Annotated in this window: 21 protein-coding genes; 11 read left to right on the forward strand and 10 right to left on the reverse strand. The window is 46.1% G+C overall.

Annotation, left to right across the window (positions count from 1 at the left end; genetic code table 11):
• On the forward strand, positions 1-878 hold an 878-nt coding region (locus QUA78_RS09595; protein WP_333304171.1), incomplete at its 5' end, for an IS630 family transposase.
• A 114-nt stretch (positions 879-992) separates the two neighbouring features.
• Here the strand turns inward: QUA78_RS09595 and QUA78_RS09600 are convergent.
• From QUA78_RS09600 to QUA78_RS09610, 3 genes are all read right to left on the reverse strand, one after another.
• Entirely contained in the window at positions 993-1,379 is a 387-nt protein-coding gene (locus QUA78_RS09600) for a type II toxin-antitoxin system VapC family toxin (RefSeq protein WP_333304172.1), read from the reverse strand.
• Positions 1,376-1,678, reverse strand: a complete 303-nt coding sequence (gene vapB, locus QUA78_RS09605; RefSeq protein ID WP_333398741.1) for a type II toxin-antitoxin system VapB family antitoxin — start codon at positions 1,676-1,678, stop codon at positions 1,376-1,378. Before vapB ends, QUA78_RS09600 begins: the two co-directional genes overlap by 4 nt.
• Positions 1,679-1,829: 151 nt before the next feature.
• Positions 1,830-3,740 (reverse strand): ATP-binding protein, encoded by a 1,911-nt coding sequence (locus tag QUA78_RS09610; RefSeq protein ID WP_333304173.1) that lies wholly within the window; start codon positions 3,738-3,740, stop codon positions 1,830-1,832.
• Between the two features lie 276 nt (positions 3,741-4,016).
• Between QUA78_RS09610 and nadC the strand changes: the two genes are divergently transcribed.
• Positions 4,017-4,877 (forward strand): carboxylating nicotinate-nucleotide diphosphorylase, encoded by an 861-nt coding sequence (gene nadC, locus QUA78_RS09615; RefSeq protein ID WP_333304174.1) that lies wholly within the window; start codon positions 4,017-4,019, stop codon positions 4,875-4,877.
• Positions 4,878-5,107: 230 nt separating this feature from the next.
• On the opposite strand, the gene QUA78_RS09620 is transcribed toward nadC, so the two are convergent.
• Together QUA78_RS09620 and QUA78_RS09625 are read right to left on the reverse strand one after the other, a co-directional pair.
• Positions 5,108-6,136 carry a C39 family peptidase gene (locus QUA78_RS09620; RefSeq protein ID WP_333304175.1) on the reverse strand — a complete coding sequence of 343 codons (1,029 nt, stop codon included), beginning with the start codon at positions 6,134-6,136 and terminating at the stop codon, positions 5,108-5,110.
• A 492-nt stretch (positions 6,137-6,628) separates the two neighbouring features.
• Complete coding sequence (locus tag QUA78_RS09625; RefSeq protein WP_333304176.1) at positions 6,629-7,957, reverse strand: pitrilysin family protein; 1,329 nt, start codon at positions 7,955-7,957, stop codon at positions 6,629-6,631.
• Between the two features lie 301 nt (positions 7,958-8,258).
• Here QUA78_RS09625 and QUA78_RS09630 point away from each other — a divergent pair, with 301 nt between their 5' ends.
• The 3 genes from QUA78_RS09630 to QUA78_RS09640 all read left to right on the forward strand — a co-directional run bounded on the left by QUA78_RS09630 (position 8,259) and on the right by QUA78_RS09640 (position 10,589).
• On the forward strand, positions 8,259-8,861 hold the full coding sequence (locus QUA78_RS09630; RefSeq protein ID WP_333304177.1) for a Uma2 family endonuclease: 603 nt from the start codon (positions 8,259-8,261) through the stop codon (positions 8,859-8,861).
• Positions 8,862-8,985: 124 nt separating this feature from the next.
• Positions 8,986-9,261, forward strand: a complete 276-nt coding sequence (locus QUA78_RS09635) for a hypothetical protein (protein ID WP_333304178.1) — start codon at positions 8,986-8,988, stop codon at positions 9,259-9,261.
• A gap of 440 nt (positions 9,262-9,701) precedes the next feature.
• Positions 9,702-10,589 (forward strand): ABC transporter permease, encoded by an 888-nt coding sequence (locus QUA78_RS09640; protein ID WP_333304179.1) that lies wholly within the window; start codon positions 9,702-9,704, stop codon positions 10,587-10,589.
• Between the two features lie 13 nt (positions 10,590-10,602).
• On the opposite strand, the gene QUA78_RS09645 is transcribed toward QUA78_RS09640, so the two are convergent.
• The 3 genes from QUA78_RS09645 to QUA78_RS09655 form a co-directional block, all read right to left on the reverse strand.
• Complete coding sequence (locus tag QUA78_RS09645) at positions 10,603-10,749, reverse strand: hypothetical protein (RefSeq protein ID WP_333304180.1); 147 nt, start codon at positions 10,747-10,749, stop codon at positions 10,603-10,605.
• 533 nt (positions 10,750-11,282) lie between these two features.
• Complete coding sequence (locus QUA78_RS09650) at positions 11,283-11,387, reverse strand: DUF1348 family protein (protein ID WP_333304186.1); 105 nt, start codon at positions 11,385-11,387, stop codon at positions 11,283-11,285.
• Positions 11,388-11,406: 19 nt separating this feature from the next.
• Positions 11,407-11,556, reverse strand: a complete 150-nt coding sequence (locus QUA78_RS09655) for a DUF1348 family protein (protein WP_333304181.1) — start codon at positions 11,554-11,556, stop codon at positions 11,407-11,409.
• A gap of 581 nt (positions 11,557-12,137) precedes the next feature.
• On the opposite strand from QUA78_RS09655, the gene modA reads away from it, so the two are divergent.
• Positions 12,138-12,926, forward strand: coding sequence for a molybdate ABC transporter substrate-binding protein (modA, locus tag QUA78_RS09660; protein WP_333304182.1), 789 nt, complete (start codon positions 12,138-12,140; stop codon positions 12,924-12,926).
• A 71-nt stretch (positions 12,927-12,997) separates the two neighbouring features.
• On the opposite strand, the gene QUA78_RS09665 is transcribed toward modA, so the two are convergent.
• Positions 12,998-14,170, reverse strand: a complete 1,173-nt coding sequence (locus QUA78_RS09665) for an RNA-guided endonuclease TnpB family protein (protein WP_333304183.1) — start codon at positions 14,168-14,170, stop codon at positions 12,998-13,000.
• An 89-nt stretch (positions 14,171-14,259) separates the two neighbouring features.
• Here QUA78_RS09665 and QUA78_RS09670 point away from each other — a divergent pair, with 89 nt between their 5' ends.
• The 5 genes from QUA78_RS09670 to QUA78_RS09690 all read left to right on the forward strand — a co-directional run bounded on the left by QUA78_RS09670 (position 14,260) and on the right by QUA78_RS09690 (position 20,377).
• The gene (locus tag QUA78_RS09670; protein ID WP_333304184.1) at positions 14,260-16,767 is read left to right on the forward strand and encodes an ATP-binding protein; all 2,508 of its coding nucleotides are present in this window, start codon (positions 14,260-14,262) and stop codon (positions 16,765-16,767) included.
• A gap of 60 nt (positions 16,768-16,827) precedes the next feature.
• Positions 16,828-18,120, forward strand: a complete 1,293-nt coding sequence (locus QUA78_RS09675; RefSeq protein ID WP_333304185.1) for a response regulator — start codon at positions 16,828-16,830, stop codon at positions 18,118-18,120.
• 1,072 nt (positions 18,121-19,192) lie between these two features.
• A complete protein-coding gene (locus tag QUA78_RS09680) occupies positions 19,193-19,402 on the forward strand; it encodes a DUF2997 domain-containing protein (protein WP_015176940.1) in 210 nt (69 codons plus the stop codon).
• Positions 19,403-19,442: 40 nt separating this feature from the next.
• On the forward strand, positions 19,443-19,829 hold the full coding sequence (locus tag QUA78_RS09685) for a DUF1257 domain-containing protein (protein ID WP_333267231.1): 387 nt from the start codon (positions 19,443-19,445) through the stop codon (positions 19,827-19,829).
• Between the two features lie 77 nt (positions 19,830-19,906).
• The gene (locus QUA78_RS09690) at positions 19,907-20,377 is read left to right on the forward strand and encodes a ferredoxin (RefSeq protein ID WP_333398742.1); all 471 of its coding nucleotides are present in this window, start codon (positions 19,907-19,909) and stop codon (positions 20,375-20,377) included.
• A gap of 94 nt (positions 20,378-20,471) precedes the next feature.
• Here the strand turns inward: QUA78_RS09690 and QUA78_RS09695 are convergent, their stop codons facing one another.
• Entirely contained in the window at positions 20,472-20,753 is a 282-nt protein-coding gene (locus QUA78_RS09695) for a YiaA/YiaB family inner membrane protein (protein ID WP_333306751.1), read from the reverse strand.
• Positions 20,754-20,760: the final 7 nt, after the last annotated feature.

The following is a 20,760-nucleotide window of genomic DNA, read 5'->3' on the forward strand; positions in this document are numbered from 1 at the left end:
TCAGAACATGTGGGACAAGTATTAGCTCATCGTTGTGCTTACTTGAACGGGTTAATTGGAAATCAGAGACAAGCTGCATGAGTATAATTACTCACTACAAAAGTGACATACTCCCTCTGACCAATGCAGAAGTAGAAGTCAAAGCACTGGTAGCAGAGCATCCAGATGCCACCTTGGTAGAATTATGTGAATTATTTGCTATTAAAACCGGAAATTGGGTGAGTCGGACAGCAATGTGTCGCTGTTTACAAAAATTAGGGCTACATCGTAAAAAAAAAACATGGTACAGTCGCCAAGCCGCAACAGAAAGAGTCCAAAAATTGAGAGTGGAGTATTGGGAAAAAATTAAACATATCGAGCCAAAAAACCTCGTATTTTTGGATGAAACCGGGATTCTACTGGGTTTGAGCAGAACTCATGCCCGTTCACAGCCGGGAACAAGAGTAACTGAACTAAAACCATTTTATCGAGGGGCTAAAGTTACAGCCATTGGCGCAATTAGTATAAACAAAGTGCTGGCTTTAATGACCATGAATGATTCAATGGATGGACAGGCATTTGCCGTATTTATTGAGAAGTTTTTATGCCCTCAATTATGGGCAGGAGCTGTAGTAGTGATGGATAATTTACCTGCCCATAAACTAGCATCAATTTTGCCAATGATTACAGATGTAGGTGCGAGTGTTATTTGTTTATCCCCATACTCTCCAGATTTTAACCCCATTGAACTCTGGTGGTCGCAACTCAAATCTTTTTTACGGAGGTTCGCTCCAACTAGCACGTCTATGATTGATCTAATAATTGCAGTTGCTCTTAACTTAATGAATCCTCAACATTTGAGAAATTGGTTTGCTAATTGTTGCTACTGTACCTCATAACAGCGGGAACCGCTGTAACTAAGCCCCCAGCTCAAAGGTCTAACTATTAATCCATACTCATCTAGTCCATTAAAGCACAAATACCCAATGTCAGCAACAGAATACCTGCCACACCTATGACCATACCCGCTGAACGTCATAGGCATCAAAAGCCACATCGCGACTAACCAAAAAAAGGGAATGATTAATCGCCTGTGCTACCAGAATGCGATCGAAAGGATCTCGATGATGCAGGGGTAAATAACGGAATTGAACAGTATCGGCAAATGTAAGAGGAAGAATCGTTATACCTGCAGCAATGAGTTGAGGTTCAATGTCTTCAAAATTGCCCTGTAAGGGGAGTTTTCCAATATTGAGCTTTATTGCCATCTCCCAAAGACTTGCAATGCTCAAGAAAACATCGTCGGCAGATTCAATCTTGTCTCTAGTTGACACTGGCAGATTTGGATCATTGGATACAAACCAGATCAAAGCATGAGTATCTAATAGTAATCTATTCATTCCATGTATTCCTTCATATCCTCAAGCGGCTCATCAAAGTCATCAGGTAGCGGTAAAACAAACATTCCTTTCATTGTTCCGGCAACTCGACGCTTCTTTGTCGGCTTTTCTTGGGTTGAGTTTTTAGCCTGCTTTTCGATCAAAAACTCAATATAATGAAGCACTTCTGTCTGAAGAGACTCAGGGAGTTCTGCTAATTTTTCTAAAATGACTGGCTGTATCATGGTTTCTTCTCGCGATCGCAACCCATATACTCCATTAAAGCACCAACACCCAATGTCAGCAAGAGAATATCCCATTATGTAGTACGATCGCCCCCGCTCGCGCCCGATCGCCCTAAATCCCGTTCGCGCCCGATCGCACTGATACCACCATCATTTTGCAACTTGCCTAAAATTACCCGATCGACTATTCTTCCTAGTAGATATCATCCCAAATCAGACTTATTTCTTAGTCCGCGAAAGCGGACTTCGTTTGTGTAGACGCGGTTTCAACCTCCGATTGATCGGGAGTAACAGTTTGCTGTTGGAAAGGGATTTGAACGATCAACTCTGTTCCCTCGCCAGGTATTGAGAAACAATCTAACTTCCCGCCATGTTTCTCAGTGACAATCTGATAGCTAATTGGCATCCCCATTCCCGTTCCCTTACCGACAGATTTTGTGGTGAAGAATGGATCGAATATGCGTTTATGAACAGATTCAGACATTCCCATTCCATTATCAGAAATTCCAATTTTGATCCACTTTGAATCAATTATGGAAGTCCGAATGATAATCTGGCTGGGATTTTCCTTGATCTCCTGATAGGTTCGTTTGACGTTGGCTTCTTCCAGCGCATCAATGGCATTTGCCAGGATGTTCATAAACGCCTGATTGATTTGACCAGGATAGCATTCTATTAGCGGTAGATTACCATAATCACGAATTACTTGAATAGCTGGGCGCTCTGGTCTATCTTTCAAGCGATGTTGCAAAATCAACAATGTACTATCAATGCCCTCATGAATATCAACGGCTTTGAAGTCAGCTTCATCTATTCGTGAGAAGTTGCGGAGTGACAAAACAATCTGGCAAATGCGATCCGTGCCGACTTTCATAGAGTCGAGAACTTTAGGTAGATCGACTTGGATAAACTCCATATCAAGCTCTTGGGCCTCAGCTTGGATTTCGGGTGCTGGATCGGGATAGTGCTTCTGGTAGAGTTGCACAAAACCTAATAAATTGTGGGCGTATTCCTGCACATGAGTCAGGTTGCCGTGGATGAAGTTGACTGGATTGTTGATTTCGTGTGCCACCCCTGCCACCATTTGCCCCAAAGCAGACATCTTTTCGCTGTGCACCATCTGAACCTGAGTCCGTTGCAGTTCCTCTAAGAGTTGTTGTAATTGCGTATTTTTGTCACTGAGTTCTTGGGTTCTTTCCTCAACTTTAGATTCCAGCATTTGGCTGTAGTTTTCCAGTTGTTCGTTGGCTATTTTCTGTTGCTGTAACAGTTGTTTAACAGCGCGAATTAATTGGTTAAAGGCATTGGCAAGCGTTCCAATTTCATCATCTTGCTCAATAGTCGCTTGTAACTCAAAATTAGATTCTTCAGTAGTTCGTCGGGCAACGCTGGTCAGAGCTTGAATGGGTTGGGCAATTGCTCGGCTGGTCAAAATTGCCAAAATAATGGCGATCGCAACAGACAATCCAATGGTCGCAGCCACAATTTTCTCTGAAACTGCGTTCGCTTGTTGTTGCTCGCTTTCTGCTTCTTCAAGTTCTTGGTAAGCTCGGTCAATTAAACCCACCAGATCATCCGAGATACCGTCAAATTCAAGTACCAGATCGCTATTGGTAAATTCCAACATTAGCGCTTGGGCTTGCTTAATATCAGTGGGTAATGCGAGATTCAGATTACGGATTCGTTCAACTCGGTGTTCTAATTCCTGTGAGTAGCGTTGTGGCACACGGTCATAGGTTTGTAATAAGGCTGGAATTGTTGCTTGATGTATATGATATTTTAGGGTCGAAGGCTTTGCCACAAATCTCTTAAGTTCAGCCCAAATTGCTTGAATTTCAGTTTTATGCTTCAGCAAGTCAGCATATTCAGCCTGAAATCTTTCTGGATATTGCGCTAGAGGGATCAGTTGTTGTTGGTGGGTTCGGGTTTGGAGAACACCAGATTGTAGCCGCTGTAGAAGTTCCACTTCGTTGCGTACGTGTTCTTCTTGCTCTTCAGCCTGTTTTTGATAGTAACGCCCAACTCCAAAACCAGCAATTGTTCCACACACAGCAATGCTGAGAGCAAGGGTGTATCCTAAACCGATCTTTTGCCCAACTCTGAGACTGGATAACCGTTGTCCTAAACTCTGGACCATATAACCTTCTCTAGCTATTTCTGTGCGCCTTTGCGACCAAAATAAACCCATCCATACCCATCAAATCACGGACACCCAACGTCGTCAACAGGATACCCGCCGCAGCCACTAAAGAACGGCAAGCTCATCAAGAACAGTAATTAAGCCAGCAGGGGTACAAGCGCGGCAAGATTGTTTTGCAAGTTGCCTAAAATTACCCGATCGACTATTGTTCCTAGTAGATATCAATTAGCGACTTTTTCCCGCAACTCAACTGGATATAACAACAAAGAAAAAATGAAAGCAATATTACCGCCTTGGATAGTTTTAGACTCCCTATTGCACAACTGGCTACTAGAAGATATCGGTAGGGGCGATCGCACAACATCGGCCTTATTTACCGCAAACAGCATCCAGGGTACTGCTAAATGGATTGTCAAAGAAGCTGGAGTCATTGCCGGATTGCCAATTGCCGATCGCACATTTAAACTTTTAGACAGCAGCCTCCGTTTCATCCCCCAAGTACCGGAAGGGAAACTGTGCGAAAAAGGAGAAGTAATTGCCGAGATTTCCGGCAATTTCGATGCGCTGCTAACCGGAGAAAGAGTAGCATTAAACTTGGCAATGCGTTTGAGCGGCATCGCTACTTTAACTCAGAAATATGTTGACAAAATTGCCGATTTGCCGGTGCAATTGGTAGATACCCGCAAGACAACGCCCGGATTGAGATTGTTGGAAAAATACGCAACTCAAGTCGGCGGTGCTTGCAATCACCGGATGGGATTAGATGACGCGGTGATGATTAAAGACAATCACATTGCCGCGGCTGGGGGAATTGCAGAGGCGATCGCCCTAATTCGCAATTCTATCCCCTATCCGCTGACAATCGAAGTCGAAACCGAAACTCTCGCTGAAGTAGAAGCAGCTTTGCAGCACAAAGCGGATATTATCATGTTAGATAATATGTCCTTTGATTTGATGCGACAGGCTGTACAAATAATTCGCGAAAAGAGCGATCTGGTAAAAATTGAAGCTTCTGGCAATGTTACTTTAGAAACAATTAGAAGCGTAGCGGAAACCGGAGTTGACTATATTTCTACCAGTGCTCCGATTACGCGATCGACTTGGCTGGATTTGAGTATGAAAATTAATAGTTAGTTGACAGTTGACAGTTGACTGTTGACTGTTGTGATATCAAATCAGGGTTAAATACTCCCTTTATCTCTTAGTCTCGCGTTGCCCGGACTTCGTTTGTGTGCTCGCGTTGGTAGCGGTTTCAACCGCTTAGCGATCAAGAAGTTAATGAACCCGGATTTAGTATCATTAGTCAGTAGTCACAAGGCCAATTTCCAATTCCCAGTTCCCAATTCCCAATTTCCAATTACCAATTACTTCGAGATAAAATGAACCCAAAAATTCCCGTCAGGTATACAGAGGCTGCGGATTAAGCGATAGGGATAGTGCAAGTAAGCACCGCTGACACTTGTATCGTAGCCACTTCGGAACCACTCGCCATAGGGATCGTGAACGAAGAATCCCTCGCTGTCGTAGCCTGCGACAACTACAATATGACCGAAAGACGTGAAGTACCCGTGGATGACAGCGGGATTTCCGCTGGCTAGCCAATCTTGAACGTCATCAACAGTTGCATTCTCGGTAAAGAAATCTTGAGCGCCGTAATCTCTAACAATCTTTGCTAAATCGTAGGGGTCCCAGCGACTGTAACCTTTGGCGATCGCATATTCATAGAGTTCGTCTTCATATTGCCCGGTTTTTTGGCGCTGTGGCACCTTCAAAAAGTCCAGACACATCGCTAATGAAGTTACATTGCAAGAACCTGTAGGATTGTTCAAGTTATCCATTTGCGATCGATAAGGAATGCCAAGCCTGACAGTTGGGGGATTCGGTTTGGGATAAAACAGAACCTCGTCTTGAGTAATTTGAGCGTGTGCTCCGAAAACATACCAAATCCCTGAATCTTTGAAAGACTCGTTGCGGAGAGCAACTCTGATGTGACCGCGAGCCGGAGCAAAAGCCAGGATCTCAAACTCTTTTCCGGCTGGTATTACTTGTTTTTCCAAGTCCTGAAGTTGAGAAGACGCCAGCGGTTTTGATTTAAAAATGGTGTCTCTGAGAGTTTTCAGGATCAGGGGATGTGTGGGAATCTCCTCTGGTTTGGTTTCGATCAGCTTTTTGGCTGTGACTGCTCCCAAAAAACCCGCTTCGCCGCACTTCATCAGAGTTTGAAATCGGTGGAGGGTGGCGGTAGAGAGAGGGCCAAAAATTCCGTCTACGGGAGGTTTGAGTAAACCCAAATCAATGAGGCGGCTTTGAATTTGGCCACTGAGTTCGTCGTCTGCAGCGATTGCTTTGGCATCGTACCTAATTTTTGAGTTGAGAAAGTTTTGTAATTTCATGCTTGCGTGCCCCTGTCAATCGATTTTAGATTTTAGATTTTAGATTTTAGATTTTAGAATTACGATCGCCGATCAATCTGGTTTCCCTAGACTAAATTGCTTGCTCCTCAATAATTCCCAGTTTATCGTCTCATAAAATTACGGTAATTTTGCCGATCACTCGATTTTAGATTTTAGATTTTAAATTTTAGATTTTAAATTTTAGATCGCCGATAAACCCGGTTTCCCTAGACTAAATTGCTTGCTCGTCAAAAATTCCCAGTTTATCGTCTCATAAAATTACGGTAATTTTGCCGATCGCCCGTACCTTAAAGGCTTCATATTAATTATTTGATACAAAACCTTCAAGGCGAGGGCAGATCGAATTTCACGCACTATTGACTAAAAATCCCTCGTGCCCGTTGGCATTCTTTCTGCCGAATGCCGAATGCGGTTGGATGCCTCAAAAGCAGAGCGATGGCAGAATTGCCCTGTTGAGGCGATCGACCCAGTTTATGCTTCGTCCGGGCGAATTACCACAACACCCATTGCGTCGGGAGACAGATATTTGACGGCGGCTTCTCGGAGATCCTCGGCAGTCTGAGCTTGGATGCAGGCGGCATAGTTGAGGGCGGGAGCGATATCTCCTACCATCGACTGATAGTAACCGTACAAACTTGCTCGATCGCTCGGAGTTTCGTTACCAAAGATAAACCGATTTGCTACTTGCGTGCGGATGCGGGAAATTTCGGCATCTGTCACCAGTTCGGTTTGGAGAGTGCGGATGTGTTGGACGATGGCAGCTTCCACTGCTGCCAAGTTTTCTGTCGGTAGTTGAGCGGAAATTGAGAATACGCCGCCGAGTCGCTGAGTCATGTTGCTGACCGAAATTGACGACACTAGCCCTTTTTCTTCGCGCAAATCATGAACCAAGCGAGTTGTGCGACCGTGACCCAATATTGTCGCCAAAACGTCCAGGGCATAAGTTTCGGACATTTCCATGAAACCTGGCACGCGCCACATCACGATCAGTCGCGCTTGCTGAAGGGCAGAGTCTACAAATTCGCGGCGGACTGTTTCTGTAAACGGCGATTCTTGCCCGTAGTTCAGGATTTGGGATTCTGGGTGAAAGTTGCTGACAGCAGGCAAATCTATTTTGTTGTTTTGTGCTGTGCTTTTTGCTGCAAAACTGTCTGCGACAATTTCTATTAGTCGATCGACTGGCAAATTGCCTACAGCTACGGCTGTCATGGCCCCTGGGTGATATCTGCTGCTGTGGAAATCCCGCATTTGTTGCGCTGTCAACTGTTCGATTACCGCAGTCGGGCCGAGTACCGGTCGCTTGTAGGGCAGGACTTCAAATGCTAATTCCATCGATCGCTGATAGGTACGGCGGCGGGGATTGTCTTCCGATCGTCTAATTTCTTCTAAGACTACCAGCCGTTCTCGATCGAAGGCGTCGTCGGGAATGCTGGCATTCAGCAAGACATCGACTTGCAGGGGAGCTAGTTCGGCAAAATCTTTAGGGGCTGTGGTGATGTAGTAGTTAGTGTAATCTTGGCTGGTGGCAGCATTGGTGACAGCGCCGCGCTGCTCGATCGCGCGCTCAAATTCTCCGCTGGGAATGCTGGGAGTTCCCTTAAAAATCATGTGTTCTAAAAAGTGAGCCATGCCGTTGATGTCGTCGGGTTCGACGGCTGAGCCTAAATTTATCCACACGCTGAGGTTAACAGCATCGACCGGCAAGTGTTCGGCTATAACTGTCAGACCGTTGGGGAAATGGCGGACTGTTGGGGCGTTGAGGGGCGATCGAGCTGAGGTTTTGAGTAAGGTTGATGTCATTGTGCTTTTAAATTGATCTTGTTCTCTATATCTTAAAGGGTCTTTAGATTTCTGCCTTGGCAATTAGCAGGTACAATAGAGCAATCGTGGCAAGAATGCCAATGACACGCCGAGAATTTGCACCGACTTTTATGTATGCCGGAATCGCCATCGATGTTCCCACAACCACCATCAGATTTATTACCAAGCGCTCCGAATTATCAACCGCCTAATAAATTATTTGGCAATTCCTTAGATGTTAATTTATTCGGAAATATAATAGCAGCAAAACCCAAACGTACAAAACGCTCTTCTCCTTACCATGACTCAAACCATCTCGCAACAAGAAATTACCCCGTTAGTGTTGCAAGTATCTCCGGCTATTGACATGACAGACGAGCAATTTTTTGCTTTCTGCCAACAAAACCAACACTATCGTATCGATCGCACCGCCACGGGAGAAATTACCATTATGTCGCCCACAGGTTCAGAAACCGGAAACCGTAACTTTGATTTAATTGTCCAACTAGGAATCTGGACAAGACAAAACGGAACAGGTATCGGTTTTGACTCCTCCGCCGGATTTACCCTCCCTAACGGCGCGATTAAATCCTCTGATGCTGCTTGGGTAAAATTGGAAAAATGGAACAGCTTAACCGCCGAAGAACAGCAAAAATTTGCCCCAATTGCTCCTGATTTTGTTGTAGAATTGCGTTCTCCTAGCGATAACCTACAATCTCTGAAAGACAAGCTGCAAGAATATATTGATAACGGTGTCTCTCTGGGTTGGTTAATCGATCGAAAAAACCGCCAAGTTTATATTTACCGACCCCATACCGAAGTAGAATGTTTAGATAACCCTTCCACCCTCAGCGGTGAATCTATTTTACCGGCTTTTATTCTCGACTTATCAAGTATTTGGTAAATAGCAAATGCTGGGTACATTCTATTTTAGATTTTAGATCGCTCCCGCAGATGAATCCGGATGCTTGTGATAGTGAGTGCGTTTACGTTAGAATACGTCAAGCAAAAGCGCTGGAAAGTTATCTATGACCGCTAAATTAATACACGACAAATCAGTATCTAAAATTGCCGAAAAATACCGACAAGCAGGCTATACAGTATTGGTTGACCCTGAACCTGAAGACATCCCTTTCGATTTGGGGACATATCGCCCAAATTTGATTGCAAAAAGGAACGAAGCCGAAGGTTATATAATCGAATTCAAAGGTTCTGGCAGGCAAATATCTATAGATAGGTTGAAAGAAATTGCTGAAATAGTTTCTGAACATACCGGCTGGCGTTTCTTGTTAATTACTGAATAAGATGCTTTACTGAAAGACAACTCCAAGGAAGTAAATCTATTATCTTGGCAACAAATTTTTACTAGAAAAACACAGGGTGAACGTCTAATTTTATTAGGAGAAAATGAAGGCGCGTTTGTATCACTTTGGGGAACAATTGAAGCACTCCTGCGTAGACGAGCTGAGGAGGCTATTATTCCAATTGAAAGATTTCCCACTGTATCTCTCATCAAACATATGTATTCGCAAGGAGAACTTTCAATAGAAGAGTACGATCGAGCAATGCTACTTTTAAGCATAAGAAACCGATTTATTCATGGATTTGAAGCGCCCGAAGTCAATGAGTCTGTATCTGAATTGCTCGCCCTTGTCAATGAATTAATCAGTTTATGGGCACCACAGTTATCTCAGTCCTAAAAGGTTTGGCAATAAGTCCTGAGTTTTTTTGGTGACAGCAAAAGATGGAAAATCTAAAATTGCAGAAAAACTTAATATTTCCACAACAGGCTTTTCAACGATTTTGGCGATCGACTTCGGGGAAAATAGGCTTAATTTTGACTGTTGCGCTGACGATCGCGGCACTGTTGGCCCCCCTACTTTCCCCTTACGATTCTGCGGTCGATCGAGATTATTTGTTGCGCTTGGTGGCTCCTAGCGCTAAACATTGGTTTGGCACCGACGGTTTGGGGCGAGATTTGTTGGTGCGGGTGTGGCACGGATTGGGGATATCTTTACTCGTCAGCCTGGTTTCTGTGGGTGCGGGTTTAATTGTGGGAGCGCTTTTGGGGCTGGTGGCCGGGTATTTTCGGGGTTTGCTGGAAATTGCGATCGGCACTTTGGCGGATATTTTGTTAGCTTTTCCTTCGATTTTACTGGCGATCGGGGTTGTTACCGTCACCGGGCCCAGCCTGCAAAGCGTAATTATCGCTGTCAGCCTCGTGCAAATTCCGATTTACATTCGCTTAACTCGCAGTATGGTGCTGTCTCTGCGGGAACAAGAATTTGTTTTGGCTGTCAAGGCCTTGGGCGGCAGCGACTTGCGGATTATTTTTCGCCACATTTTGCCGGGAAGTCTCGCGCCTCTAGTTGTACAAGCAACTCTTTCGACTGGTACGGCGACACTAGAAGCTGCCGGTTTGGGTTTTTTGGGTTTGGGCGCACAGCCACCCGCCCCTGAGTTGGGGACGATGCTTTCTGATGCTTTTAAGGGCGGATACGCTCTTTCGTCTCCTTGGACGATCGTGTTTCCAGGTTTGCTGATTACCTTGACTGTTCTGGGTTTCAACCTTTTGGGCGACGGGCTGCGAGACGCTTTAGACCCCAGATCCAATGCTCCGGCAAGGAAATAGCAATATTCAGGACTTACGCAGCAAGCACAGTATTTGAGCCATACTGTGCCTCCTCTAAAAATTGTTCATGTATGCTCAAACTTTTGGCGGGAGTTGAAGCCATTTCAAAGTCGTAGCCTGGGCTGCCGACTGAGGTGATACCCGCTATGACTGCCTGCATTAAGATTGGCACGGATAGGCGGCAGAATTAACGATCGCGATCGTTAATTCTGCGACTGATTTATTGACTTTTTGCACCAGCCCACTCACAAAGGCTTGCCCCTAAATTGTCGCCATTTCGGGGTGGGGTTAACCTGTTCGTCTAGAACACCTTCGAGGGCGATACCGCGAATGTCTGAACCATGTTGCAGCTTTTTTCAGTTATAGTTTGGCCAAATAATCAATAGTAATTTTTCATATACGCATCAGTTTACGACAAGCTTTAAGCAGAGATTGTTACATTGGGTACTATCAACAAGTAGGCAAGCTTGAACAGCGACTTACAAAAGTTATTAACAGCGATCGCCAAGCATGAATTATATCACATCCGGTTAGATATGAATGATATACAAGTGCGCTCCTCCCGATCGCTATCGAAAACAAGGCAGTAGAGTGGGAGAGTGGGAGGATTTCTATTCTTCCCTCTTCCCTTTTCCTTCGATATTCTGAGATTATTTCAAGGAACAAATCCGCACTCTGACCATCCTACCACTGCTATTCAAAGCGCACAGAAATCTGCTTCTTTGTAAAACTCCACAATTCATTTTTCAAACAGTAGTCTAGTTCTTTTGCCCACTTTCGTTTTAAGAAAGCCTTGATTTGTTACCTTCCTGAAAAATTAGGCAGGGTTACGGCACGGTGAATCTTCCGTGTAAGCTAAAGCTACTCGTTTTGGATCATCGCGGGTATTCCAGGCATCTTCTGTGGCTTGAACTTTAGTTTTAGCAGTTTCCAGGGTGAAAGGCGGTAAAGGTGGTTTATTTTCCATCGGTTGAATAATTTTGCTTCTTTTAAATAAGTAATTAAACTTAGCACGATCGCGAACACGGCACAAAACCACTATAACCAGCAACTGGCTGGGATTTACAGTTGGATGTCAGGAAATCCTGAAGCAGCGATCGAGCGAAATCACGATCTTTTTTGTCAATTTGCGATCGACTCACTACTGCGAGGATGAGCCGTTGATTTAGGTGCAAGTTCAGGATTTCAATCGATTCCTTTAGTGGAATTAGGCTTTTCGGTAATCGGTTATGCGATCGACTATCCGAAATAGGTTGACACTGAGATTTGGCACCATTCTCAATAAGCTTTTTATGAACAGGCTTTCGGGCCTGTGAAGCGAGAAAATTCCCTCTTCGCTTCACAGGCCCGAAAGCCTGTGAAGCGAGAATGGTGCAAGATGTGAGTTTACAGGTACTTCAGAACGAGATGATTAAACGATTCGGATGAATGGGCAGGAAATTATATTACAGACTTTATATTAGAGACAACCGAGAGTCGCTGTAGTGACTGTTCCGAAATTTACAGCCCCATCCAGGTCTTAGAAACTGAAATCTCAGGAAACCTGATATGAAACTCCTCCGATGGCTGACATTGTGCTTTCTCTCCTTGACGCTCACCCTCTGGCTGGGCAGTTGCTCCACCCCACCCCAAATCCAGGCGGTCACGCTCAATTTGGCTGCGTCAGGCATGGTTCGCACTGCCGTGGAGGAAATCGATCGACTCTATCAGCAGGAACACCCCAATATCTGGTTGAATCCGACATTTGCCGGAACTGCCTTAATCCGGGCAGCCATTGAGCAGGGGGAACCTTTTGATGGGGTTTTGTTAGCCGATATTAGACCGCTGGATGTGTTGCAAGCCCAGGGGCTGATTCTGCCCGAAAGCCGTCGGGAGTTAGTGACCACCGACATTGTGGTGATTGCTGCGGCTGATTCTGCGGTGCAACTGACTGATTTGCACGAGTTAGCGAGCGATCGCCTCAAAACGGTGGCAATGGGCAACAAAGACCTGACGGTTGGCAAATATACCCACCCCATTCTGAGTCGGTTAGGCATCCTTCAGGCAGTGGAGTCCAAGGCAGTCTGGGCAAAGGTGGATGTGCGGGAAATCTTACGAACCGTCGAGCAGGGAGAGGCAGAGGTGGGCATTACCTTTCTGCCAGAAGCCAAAGCCTTTGGCAAGGTCAAGGTATTAGCCACCGTATCGCCCGACCTCTATGAGCCAATTCGCGCCGGTGCCGCTGTGGTTAAAACCTCTCCCCATCTCCAGGAAATGCAGGCGTATCTGGACTTTTTAAGTAGCGATCGGGCAATGGCAGTATTTCAAAAATTTGGACTCCGCCCTCTGCGGTCTTAGATCGACGAAACTAAGCACGAGACAGACATGTTGACATCCTCACCGGGCTTACGCCACGGTGATTCCAAGAATCACTTCTTAGATCTTTCTGCTTCATTGCAACTGCCATCAGACTTATGCCTATCCGGTCTTACGTTCGCTCCACAGACTTTCACCGCAAGCCCTGCGGCAAGAATATTTTGTGCGGCGTTGATATCTCGGTCATGGTGTGCGCCACAATTCGGGCAGTCCCATTCACGAATATTCAACGGCAGTTTTTCAACGATGTGACCACACTTGCCGCATCGCTTAGAACTCGGAAACCATCGGTCAATCTTGACCAACGTGCGACCGTACCAGTCACACTTGTATTCAAGCTGCCTGACCAACTCACCCCAACTTGCGTCAGTGATAGAAAGAGCAAGCTTCCGGTTCTTGACCATATTCTTCACAGCCAAATCTTCGACGGCAATCGTTTGATTTTCACGTACCAATCGAATCGTCAGCTTGTGAAGAAAATCCTTTCTGGCATCAGCAATTTCTTGATGCACCTTTGCAACTTTGAGCCGTGCTTTGTGGCGATTGTTCGACCCTTTCTGCTTTCGACTCAATGCCTTTTGAGCTTTCTTCAGTTTGTGGCGTTTTGCATTAAAACCTTTGGGATTGGCAATCTTTTCACCGTCACTCAAAGCAACCAGACTTGTGACACCCAAATCAACCCCAATCTCGTTGGAGCATGGAAGCAATGGTTCCATCTCAACATCCACCAGCAAAGAAACTGTCCATCTTCCAGCAGGCGAGAGCTTCACCGTGATAGTTGTTGGTGTTGCGCCTTTGGGCAATTCTCGACTCCAGCGAATCGGCAACGGCTCAGAACTCTTGGCAAGGAACACTTGCCCGTTTCTGAACTTGAATGCAGACTTGGTAAACTCTGCACTCTGGCCGTTTCGTTTCTTCTTGAAGGTTGGATATTTCGCCCGTCCCTCAAAGAAATTCGAGAACGCTTTCTGAAGATGTCTCAATCCTTGCTGCAATGGTACACAGCTAACCTCATTCAGAAATTGCAAGTCATCTTGCTTTTTCCATTCAGTCAACAATGCCGAAGTATCGCTGTAACCGACTCGTTTTTTCTCGTCGTACCAAGCCTGTGTTCTCACAGCAAGGGCGCGATTGTAGACCAAACGAGTACAGCCCATCGTGCGTCTGAGCAAGGTTTCTTGCTCAGGCGTGGGATAGAAGCGGTACTTAAAGGCTCTCTGTGTCATGTCTCACATTATAGCAATTATTCCGTGAGATATGTAGGTTCTAATGTAAAGCCGTGCTAGAAGCACGGGGTTTCCACCCACAATTTTCGATGAAACAACAATCTAACTTTCTCAAAACCGTTGCCGGGGGCCTGGGAGCAGCCACTTTCTTGGCATTAGCAGTGAGTGGAATCGCATTTTGGAGCGCTAACCGCACCTTAGAAACTAACCGCCAGATCGCCGAACATCTGAAAGCGCTCAATAGTTTGAAAGCGTTGACCAGTGCATTTCAAGATGCTGAAAAGATGCAGCGGCAATACCTGCTCACCCAAAACAAAAATGACTTCAGCAAATTTGGGATTCGGACGATCAATGTCGATCAAGAATTGCGACAATTGCAAACCTTGCTAGAGAACGATCCCCGCCAACAGGCAGTTGCCAAGCGCCTGGAAGAATATATCCTGCGTCGCCTGGAGGAACTGCGGCAGGGCGTGGAACTCCGGGACACCAAAGGGCTGGCGGGGGCGATCGATCGCACCCCCCCACGACTGCTCGACGAGATTACGTTGCTGACCCAGCAGATCGAAGCGATGGAAACCGTGGCGTGGCGGCAGAAACAGCAAGCTGCCACCCACACAACTCTTCTGGCAATGATGGCATTTCTGGTGGGCATCGCCCTCAACCTAGGAATTATTCTGTGGACTTATCGCCTGATTTGCAATGAAATCCTGAAGCGGAATCAAGCCGAAACCGACCTTCAGCAAAGTAACCAGACGTTTCAAAACCAGACTAGCCTGTTGCAACTAATCCTCAACAGCATGAGCGATGGCGTGGCCGTTGTCGATGAAAACGGTCGATTCCTGGTGTTTAACCCCGCTGCCGAGCAGATGTTTGGCAAAATACCCGACAGCCAGCCGGAAGAATGGTCGGAGCAATATGGACTGTTTCATGCCGATGGGGTAACTCTGCTCCCAACAGAGCAAATTCCCTTAGTGCGGAGTTTACGGGGTGAGCAGGTAGACGATATGGAAATTTTTAGCCGTCATCGCCATGCCCCAGAGGGTTTCTGGGTGACAGCTAGTAGCAGACCGCTCAAAGATGCCAGTGGTGCATTGAAAGGGGGAGTTGTTGTGTCCCGCGATATTAGCGATCGCAAGTCCACAGAACTACAAATATTGCGGGCAAAAGAAGCTGCCGAAGTTGCCAACCGCACCAAGAGCGAATTTCTTGCCAACATGAACCACGAACTCCGCACCCCCCTCAACGGCATCCTCGGCTATACCCAAATCCTCCAGCGCGACCCCGCCACCACTGCCAAACAGATGAAAGGATTGGGGGTGATTTATCAATGCGGTTCCCATTTACTCACCCTGATCAACGACATTCTGGATCTGTCCAAGCTGGAAGTGCAAAAGATGGAACTCTATCCCCAAGATTTCCATCTGGCTAACTTCCTCTCTTCTACTGTGGATATTTGCCGCGTCAAGGCAGTGCAAAAAGGCGTAGAGTTTCATTACCAGCCCGCGAGCAACCTGCCCACTGCCGTCCATGCTGACGACAAACGCCTGCGGCAAGTGTTGCTCAACCTGCTCAGCAATGCGGTCAAATTTACCGATTTTGGCACCGTCACGTTTCGGGTAGAAGCGGTGGAGTCAGAAGACTCAAATTCAGAACTCAAAACTCAAAACTCAAAACTTTCAAGAATTCGCTTCCAAATTAAAGACACTGGCATTGGCATTGCCCCAGAAAAACTATCCACGATTTTCTTACCCTTTGAGCAGGCCGGGAAACGCGATCGCAACATCGAAGGCACTGGACTAGGACTTGCCATCGGTCAACAAATCATCCAGAAGATGGACAGCGAAATTCACGTCGAGAGTGTAATGGGTCAGGGCAGCAGTTTCTGGTTTGAGATCGACTTGCTTCCAGCATCGGATTGGACAACACAAAATGCGATCGCCAACCACAAGGTTATTGGCTATCAGGGCGAACGACGCAAAATTCTGGTCATTGACGATCGCGAAGAAAACCGTCTGGTGGCAGTGAATATGTTGGAACCGCTTGGCTTCAAGCTGACAGAAGCTGATAATGGGCAGGCAGGTTTTGATACCACTATCCAGACGCGACCCGACTTGATTATTACCGATGTACATATGGCGATTATGGATGGCTTAGAAATGACCCGTCGCCTGCGACAATTGCCAGACTTTGCCCAAACTCCGATCATTGCCTCCCCTGCTACTCTGTCTCAGGTGGATATACAGGAAAGTCTGGATGCAGGGTGCAATAGCTTTTTCCCTAAACCGATCGAGTTTACTGGGTTGCTTGCCGAATTGCAGCGATATCTAGAATTGCAGTGGATTTACGAAACCGAAACAGAGGCGACTCAACCCGCTGTCAGCAACGCCGATGAGGTTAGCATAATAATACCCCCTGCGGCAGAACTGGCAACCCTTTATGCTGCGGCTCAGGGTGGTTTTATGACCGATATCCAGCAGGAAGCCTATCGCTTGAAGCAATTAGCGCCGGAATATATTGCCTTTGCGAACCGAGTTCTAGAACTGAGTCAACAGTTTGATGAGGAAGCCATTCTGCATCTAATCGAGCCACGGGTTTAGCCACTTAATATCGATCCACCATGAACCATTCATCCCTTAAATATATTTAGGAGTTTGCTAATGTCAGTCTATTCTATCTCTCAAGAAAACACGATCTTAGTAGTAGATGATACCCCAACCAATCTGCAAGTATTGTTTGATGTGTTGAGCGAACAGGGCTACCGGGTGGCGATCGCCAAAAATGGTGAAACTGCCCTGCAACGAGTGCAATCGTCTGAGCCCAATTTGATTTTGCTGGATGTGATGATGCCAGGGATCGATGGCTTTGAAACCTGTCAGCGGCTCAAAGCTAATCCGGCCACTCGCGATATTCCAGTTATTTTCATGACCGCCCTCTCCGACTCGGTGGATCAGGTCAAAGGGCTGAGCCTGGGTGCTGTAGACTACATCACCAAGCCGATTCAGCATGAAGAAGTCTTGGCACGGATTCGGGTGCATCTCCAACTGCGGAATGCCACCCGGATCATGGAACAGCGCACCAACGAACTCAACCAGGCCTTAGAAAGTTTCAAGCAAGCCCAAGTGCATCTAGTGCAAGGTGAAAAAATGTCTGCCCTAGCCCAATTGGTGGCGGGAGTGGCACACGAAATCAACAACCCAGTGAATTTCATTCAAGGCAACCTGAACTATGTCAAAGAATACACTCAGGAGCTGCTGGACTTGGTGCAACTGTACCAGAAGCACTATCCCAATCCGGTAGCAGAAATCCGAGAGCGGGCAGAATACCTGGAGCTGGAATTTTTGCAAGAGGATTTGTGGAAGATGCTGGGTTCGATTAAAATGGGGAGCGATCGGATTCGCCAACTGGTGCTCTCCCTGCGCACCTTCTCCCGCCTCGATGAAGCGGACTGCAAACCCGTTGATATCCATGCAGGTATCGACAGCACTCTGTTGATTTTGCAACACCGTCTGAAAGCCAGACCCGATTTTCCTGCCATCCAAGTCATCAAAAACTACGGGGAATTACCGGAGGTCGAATGCCACCCCAGTCAACTCAACCAGGTATTCATGAATATCCTCAGTAATGCGATCGATGCCTTGCAGACATCAGGTGTCAGGGATAACCAACAACCTACCATTACCATCAGCACCTCGATCGGTAGTGCTAACTCGATCGCGATTAGCATTGCCGATAATGGAGTCGGTATCCCGGAACTCATTCGCTCTAAACTATTCGATCCGTTCTTCACCACCAAACCCGTGGGCAAAGGCACTGGTTTGGGACTGTCGATCAGTCATCAAATCGTCACTGAAAAACACGGCGGCAAGATTGAGTGTGATTCCACTCTGGAGAAGGGCACTGAGTTTATAGTACAGATTCCGCTGCGGCACGTCATGGCACAGGTTGCTTAAAAGAACGGTTACGGTTCCGGCAACAATTATCATCAATCAATTTGAATAATCTTTATCTTAGAGAATACTAATTAGGATTTTATGGTAACAGGACTTACTCACAAACTAATACTGTAGGGTGTGCATTATGCACCTTAACCCCTACCAGTAACTCATTAAACTATTTTTTACAGAGGTTCTCAATGTATTAGCTGGCACTACGGTGAAGCTAGTTACATTAATATCGTTATCCCTATTTCATCTACTGAGAAATCATCCTTGCTATCATTCACTAATTTAGCCAGAACTTTTCCTGTAAATAGTTTAGTTACGGAAGCGATTTCGTAAATTGTACCAGCATTTAGGAATAGCAGAAACGGTGTCGCTGAGCTTGCCAAATCCTTTGATGTAATGATGCCCTTGCTCAACTACTCCGATCGTTAAAGCCAGGTTTTCTCTCTTGCTTAGATAATCCTGCGTAATTCGATCGATTTTAGACTGACAATCTAGATAAGCCAGGATTATTAATTAAGACTAATTGATAAGTAATTACGCAGGAAAAACAGAATACCCAGAACCCCGACTTTTTTAAGAAGTTGGTATCTAAAGCGCGATCGTATTTTACGTTTACAAAACTTAAGAACAGATGAACCCAGAGGCATCTAAGTTTTACCGTCGTCACTTTCGATAGAATTCTTGTGGGGTGTCCCGCCCGCCCGAAACATAAAATTTAGATGCCCAACAGCTTACTATCTGTAGGGCGAAGCACACGGCACCTTACCCTCGGCCTACTATCTCGCGATCTATCCTCCCTCCCCCGCGATCGATCCCCAATAGCCCTTGCTAATATTCGCCACTCATGTATGACTTGACTGATGTCACGATCTACGCGAAACTTTACATACAACTGATGTATTGCTTCTACCTATTAATAACTTCTGTTAAGTTGTGACTCAAAACCTATCAATTCGTCAAAATTGATATAGCGCTTTGTCAGTCAGCCAACTCTCAAGAAGCTACTTCAGGAGGCATCGTCCCTGGCTTGCTGGTGTCGGTGTCTGATCTCACTATTCCTATTCAGTCAGCCCGGATTATGGAAACACTAGAGTTTGTGATCTATCCAGATGGCCGCGTACAGGAAACTGTCACCGGCATTGTCGGTGCTTCCTGCGCTGAGGTAACGGCTGCAATTGAAGCTCAGCTCGGCGTGGTGCTTCATCAAGAGTCAACATCTGAATATTTCACGCAAGCGCTGCATCAGTCAGCCGAAGCGACGGCCCAAGTGGCTTTTAGCGATTGGTAATTTTTTTTGTTGAGTTCACTTAAATTTTTTGGGAATCACCATGTCACACTTTAGCCAAATTAAGACCCAGATCCGCAATTTGAATTCTTTGGAAGCTGCTTTAACTGACTTGGGTATCGACTGGAAGTCGGGCCCGACTGAGGTGCGCGGCTATCGCGGCCTAACCAGCACCGCTGAGGTGGTGATTGAGCAAGAAAACGGCTACGACGTAGGTTTTAGCTGGAACGGGACTGAGTATGAATTGGTGGCTGACTTGCAGTTTTGGCAGCAAGCTTGGTCTGTAGACCGTTTTCTGAATAAGGTGACTCAGCGCTACGCTTACCATACTGTGGTGAATGAAAGCGCTAAGCAGGGTTTCCAAATTTCTGAGCAAAAGCAAAATCAAGACGGTTCGCTCCGCTTGGTGGTGCAACGCTGGTGCGCTTAATAATTTTTCGAGATTTTTGCAATCTTGTCTCATCAAAGTCCGCCTGCGCGGACTTATTTACTATTGTGGGGGTCTAAATGTCTGAGCTTTCTGGACTCGGAATAGATACAGCAATTGATCGCTCTGGTTTAGAGCCGGAGTTGGGAGGTTTTTTGCGGGATGCGCCCGATCGCTCTGGTTTGGAACCGGAATTGGGCGGCGTGTTGCGCCAAAAAGGTGTCTATGTTGATGAGATTACCTGCATTGGCTGCAAGCACTGCGCTCACGTTGCTCGCAATACTTTTTATATTGAACCGGATTACGGTCGATCGCGCGTAGTTCGACAAGACGGGGATTCTGAAGAGTTGATTGCTGAGGCGATCGACACTTGTCCGGTGAATTGCATTCACTGGGTTGATTACACCGAACTCAAGAATCTGGAAGAAGAACGCAAGGATCAGGTGATTCCTGTCGTTGGCTTTCCCCTTGAGTATGCGACGATTCGGGCCCGTGGTCGCCAGCGGAAAAAAGCTAAATTGGGCGATCGTAAGTTCAAAGGTAGCAATTGAAATCCCCAATTCCCATCCGCAGCTTGAAACCTGTGGCTCAAACAACAAAAACAGCCCGCCCGGGCTGTTTTTTATATACATTGTATAATTAAATTTATTTGAGAGGATGGTGTTCAGCGAGAATTTTCTCAACTCTAGCTTCGTCGATTCTGGCAGTTAATGTTGTTGCCTCGTTGTTATCGCGAATGGTTTTTGCTAAAGTAAAAGACGAGCCGACAGAAAAAGTTAAACCCATACCCATAAAAGCTTTTTGCCAGGGGTCTACCTGTAAATAAATGATACCTACAGTAGTTGCGGAAATGGCAAGAATAAAAGAAACCCAGCACTGAAGTATCCAAGCATTAGTATCTTTTTGGCGTATGATTTGTTTCTGCATAGTGCCT

Source organism: Microcoleus sp. K4-B3 (assembly GCF_036704615.1).
Classification (GTDB): Bacteria; Cyanobacteriota; Cyanobacteriia; order Cyanobacteriales; family Microcoleaceae; genus Microcoleus.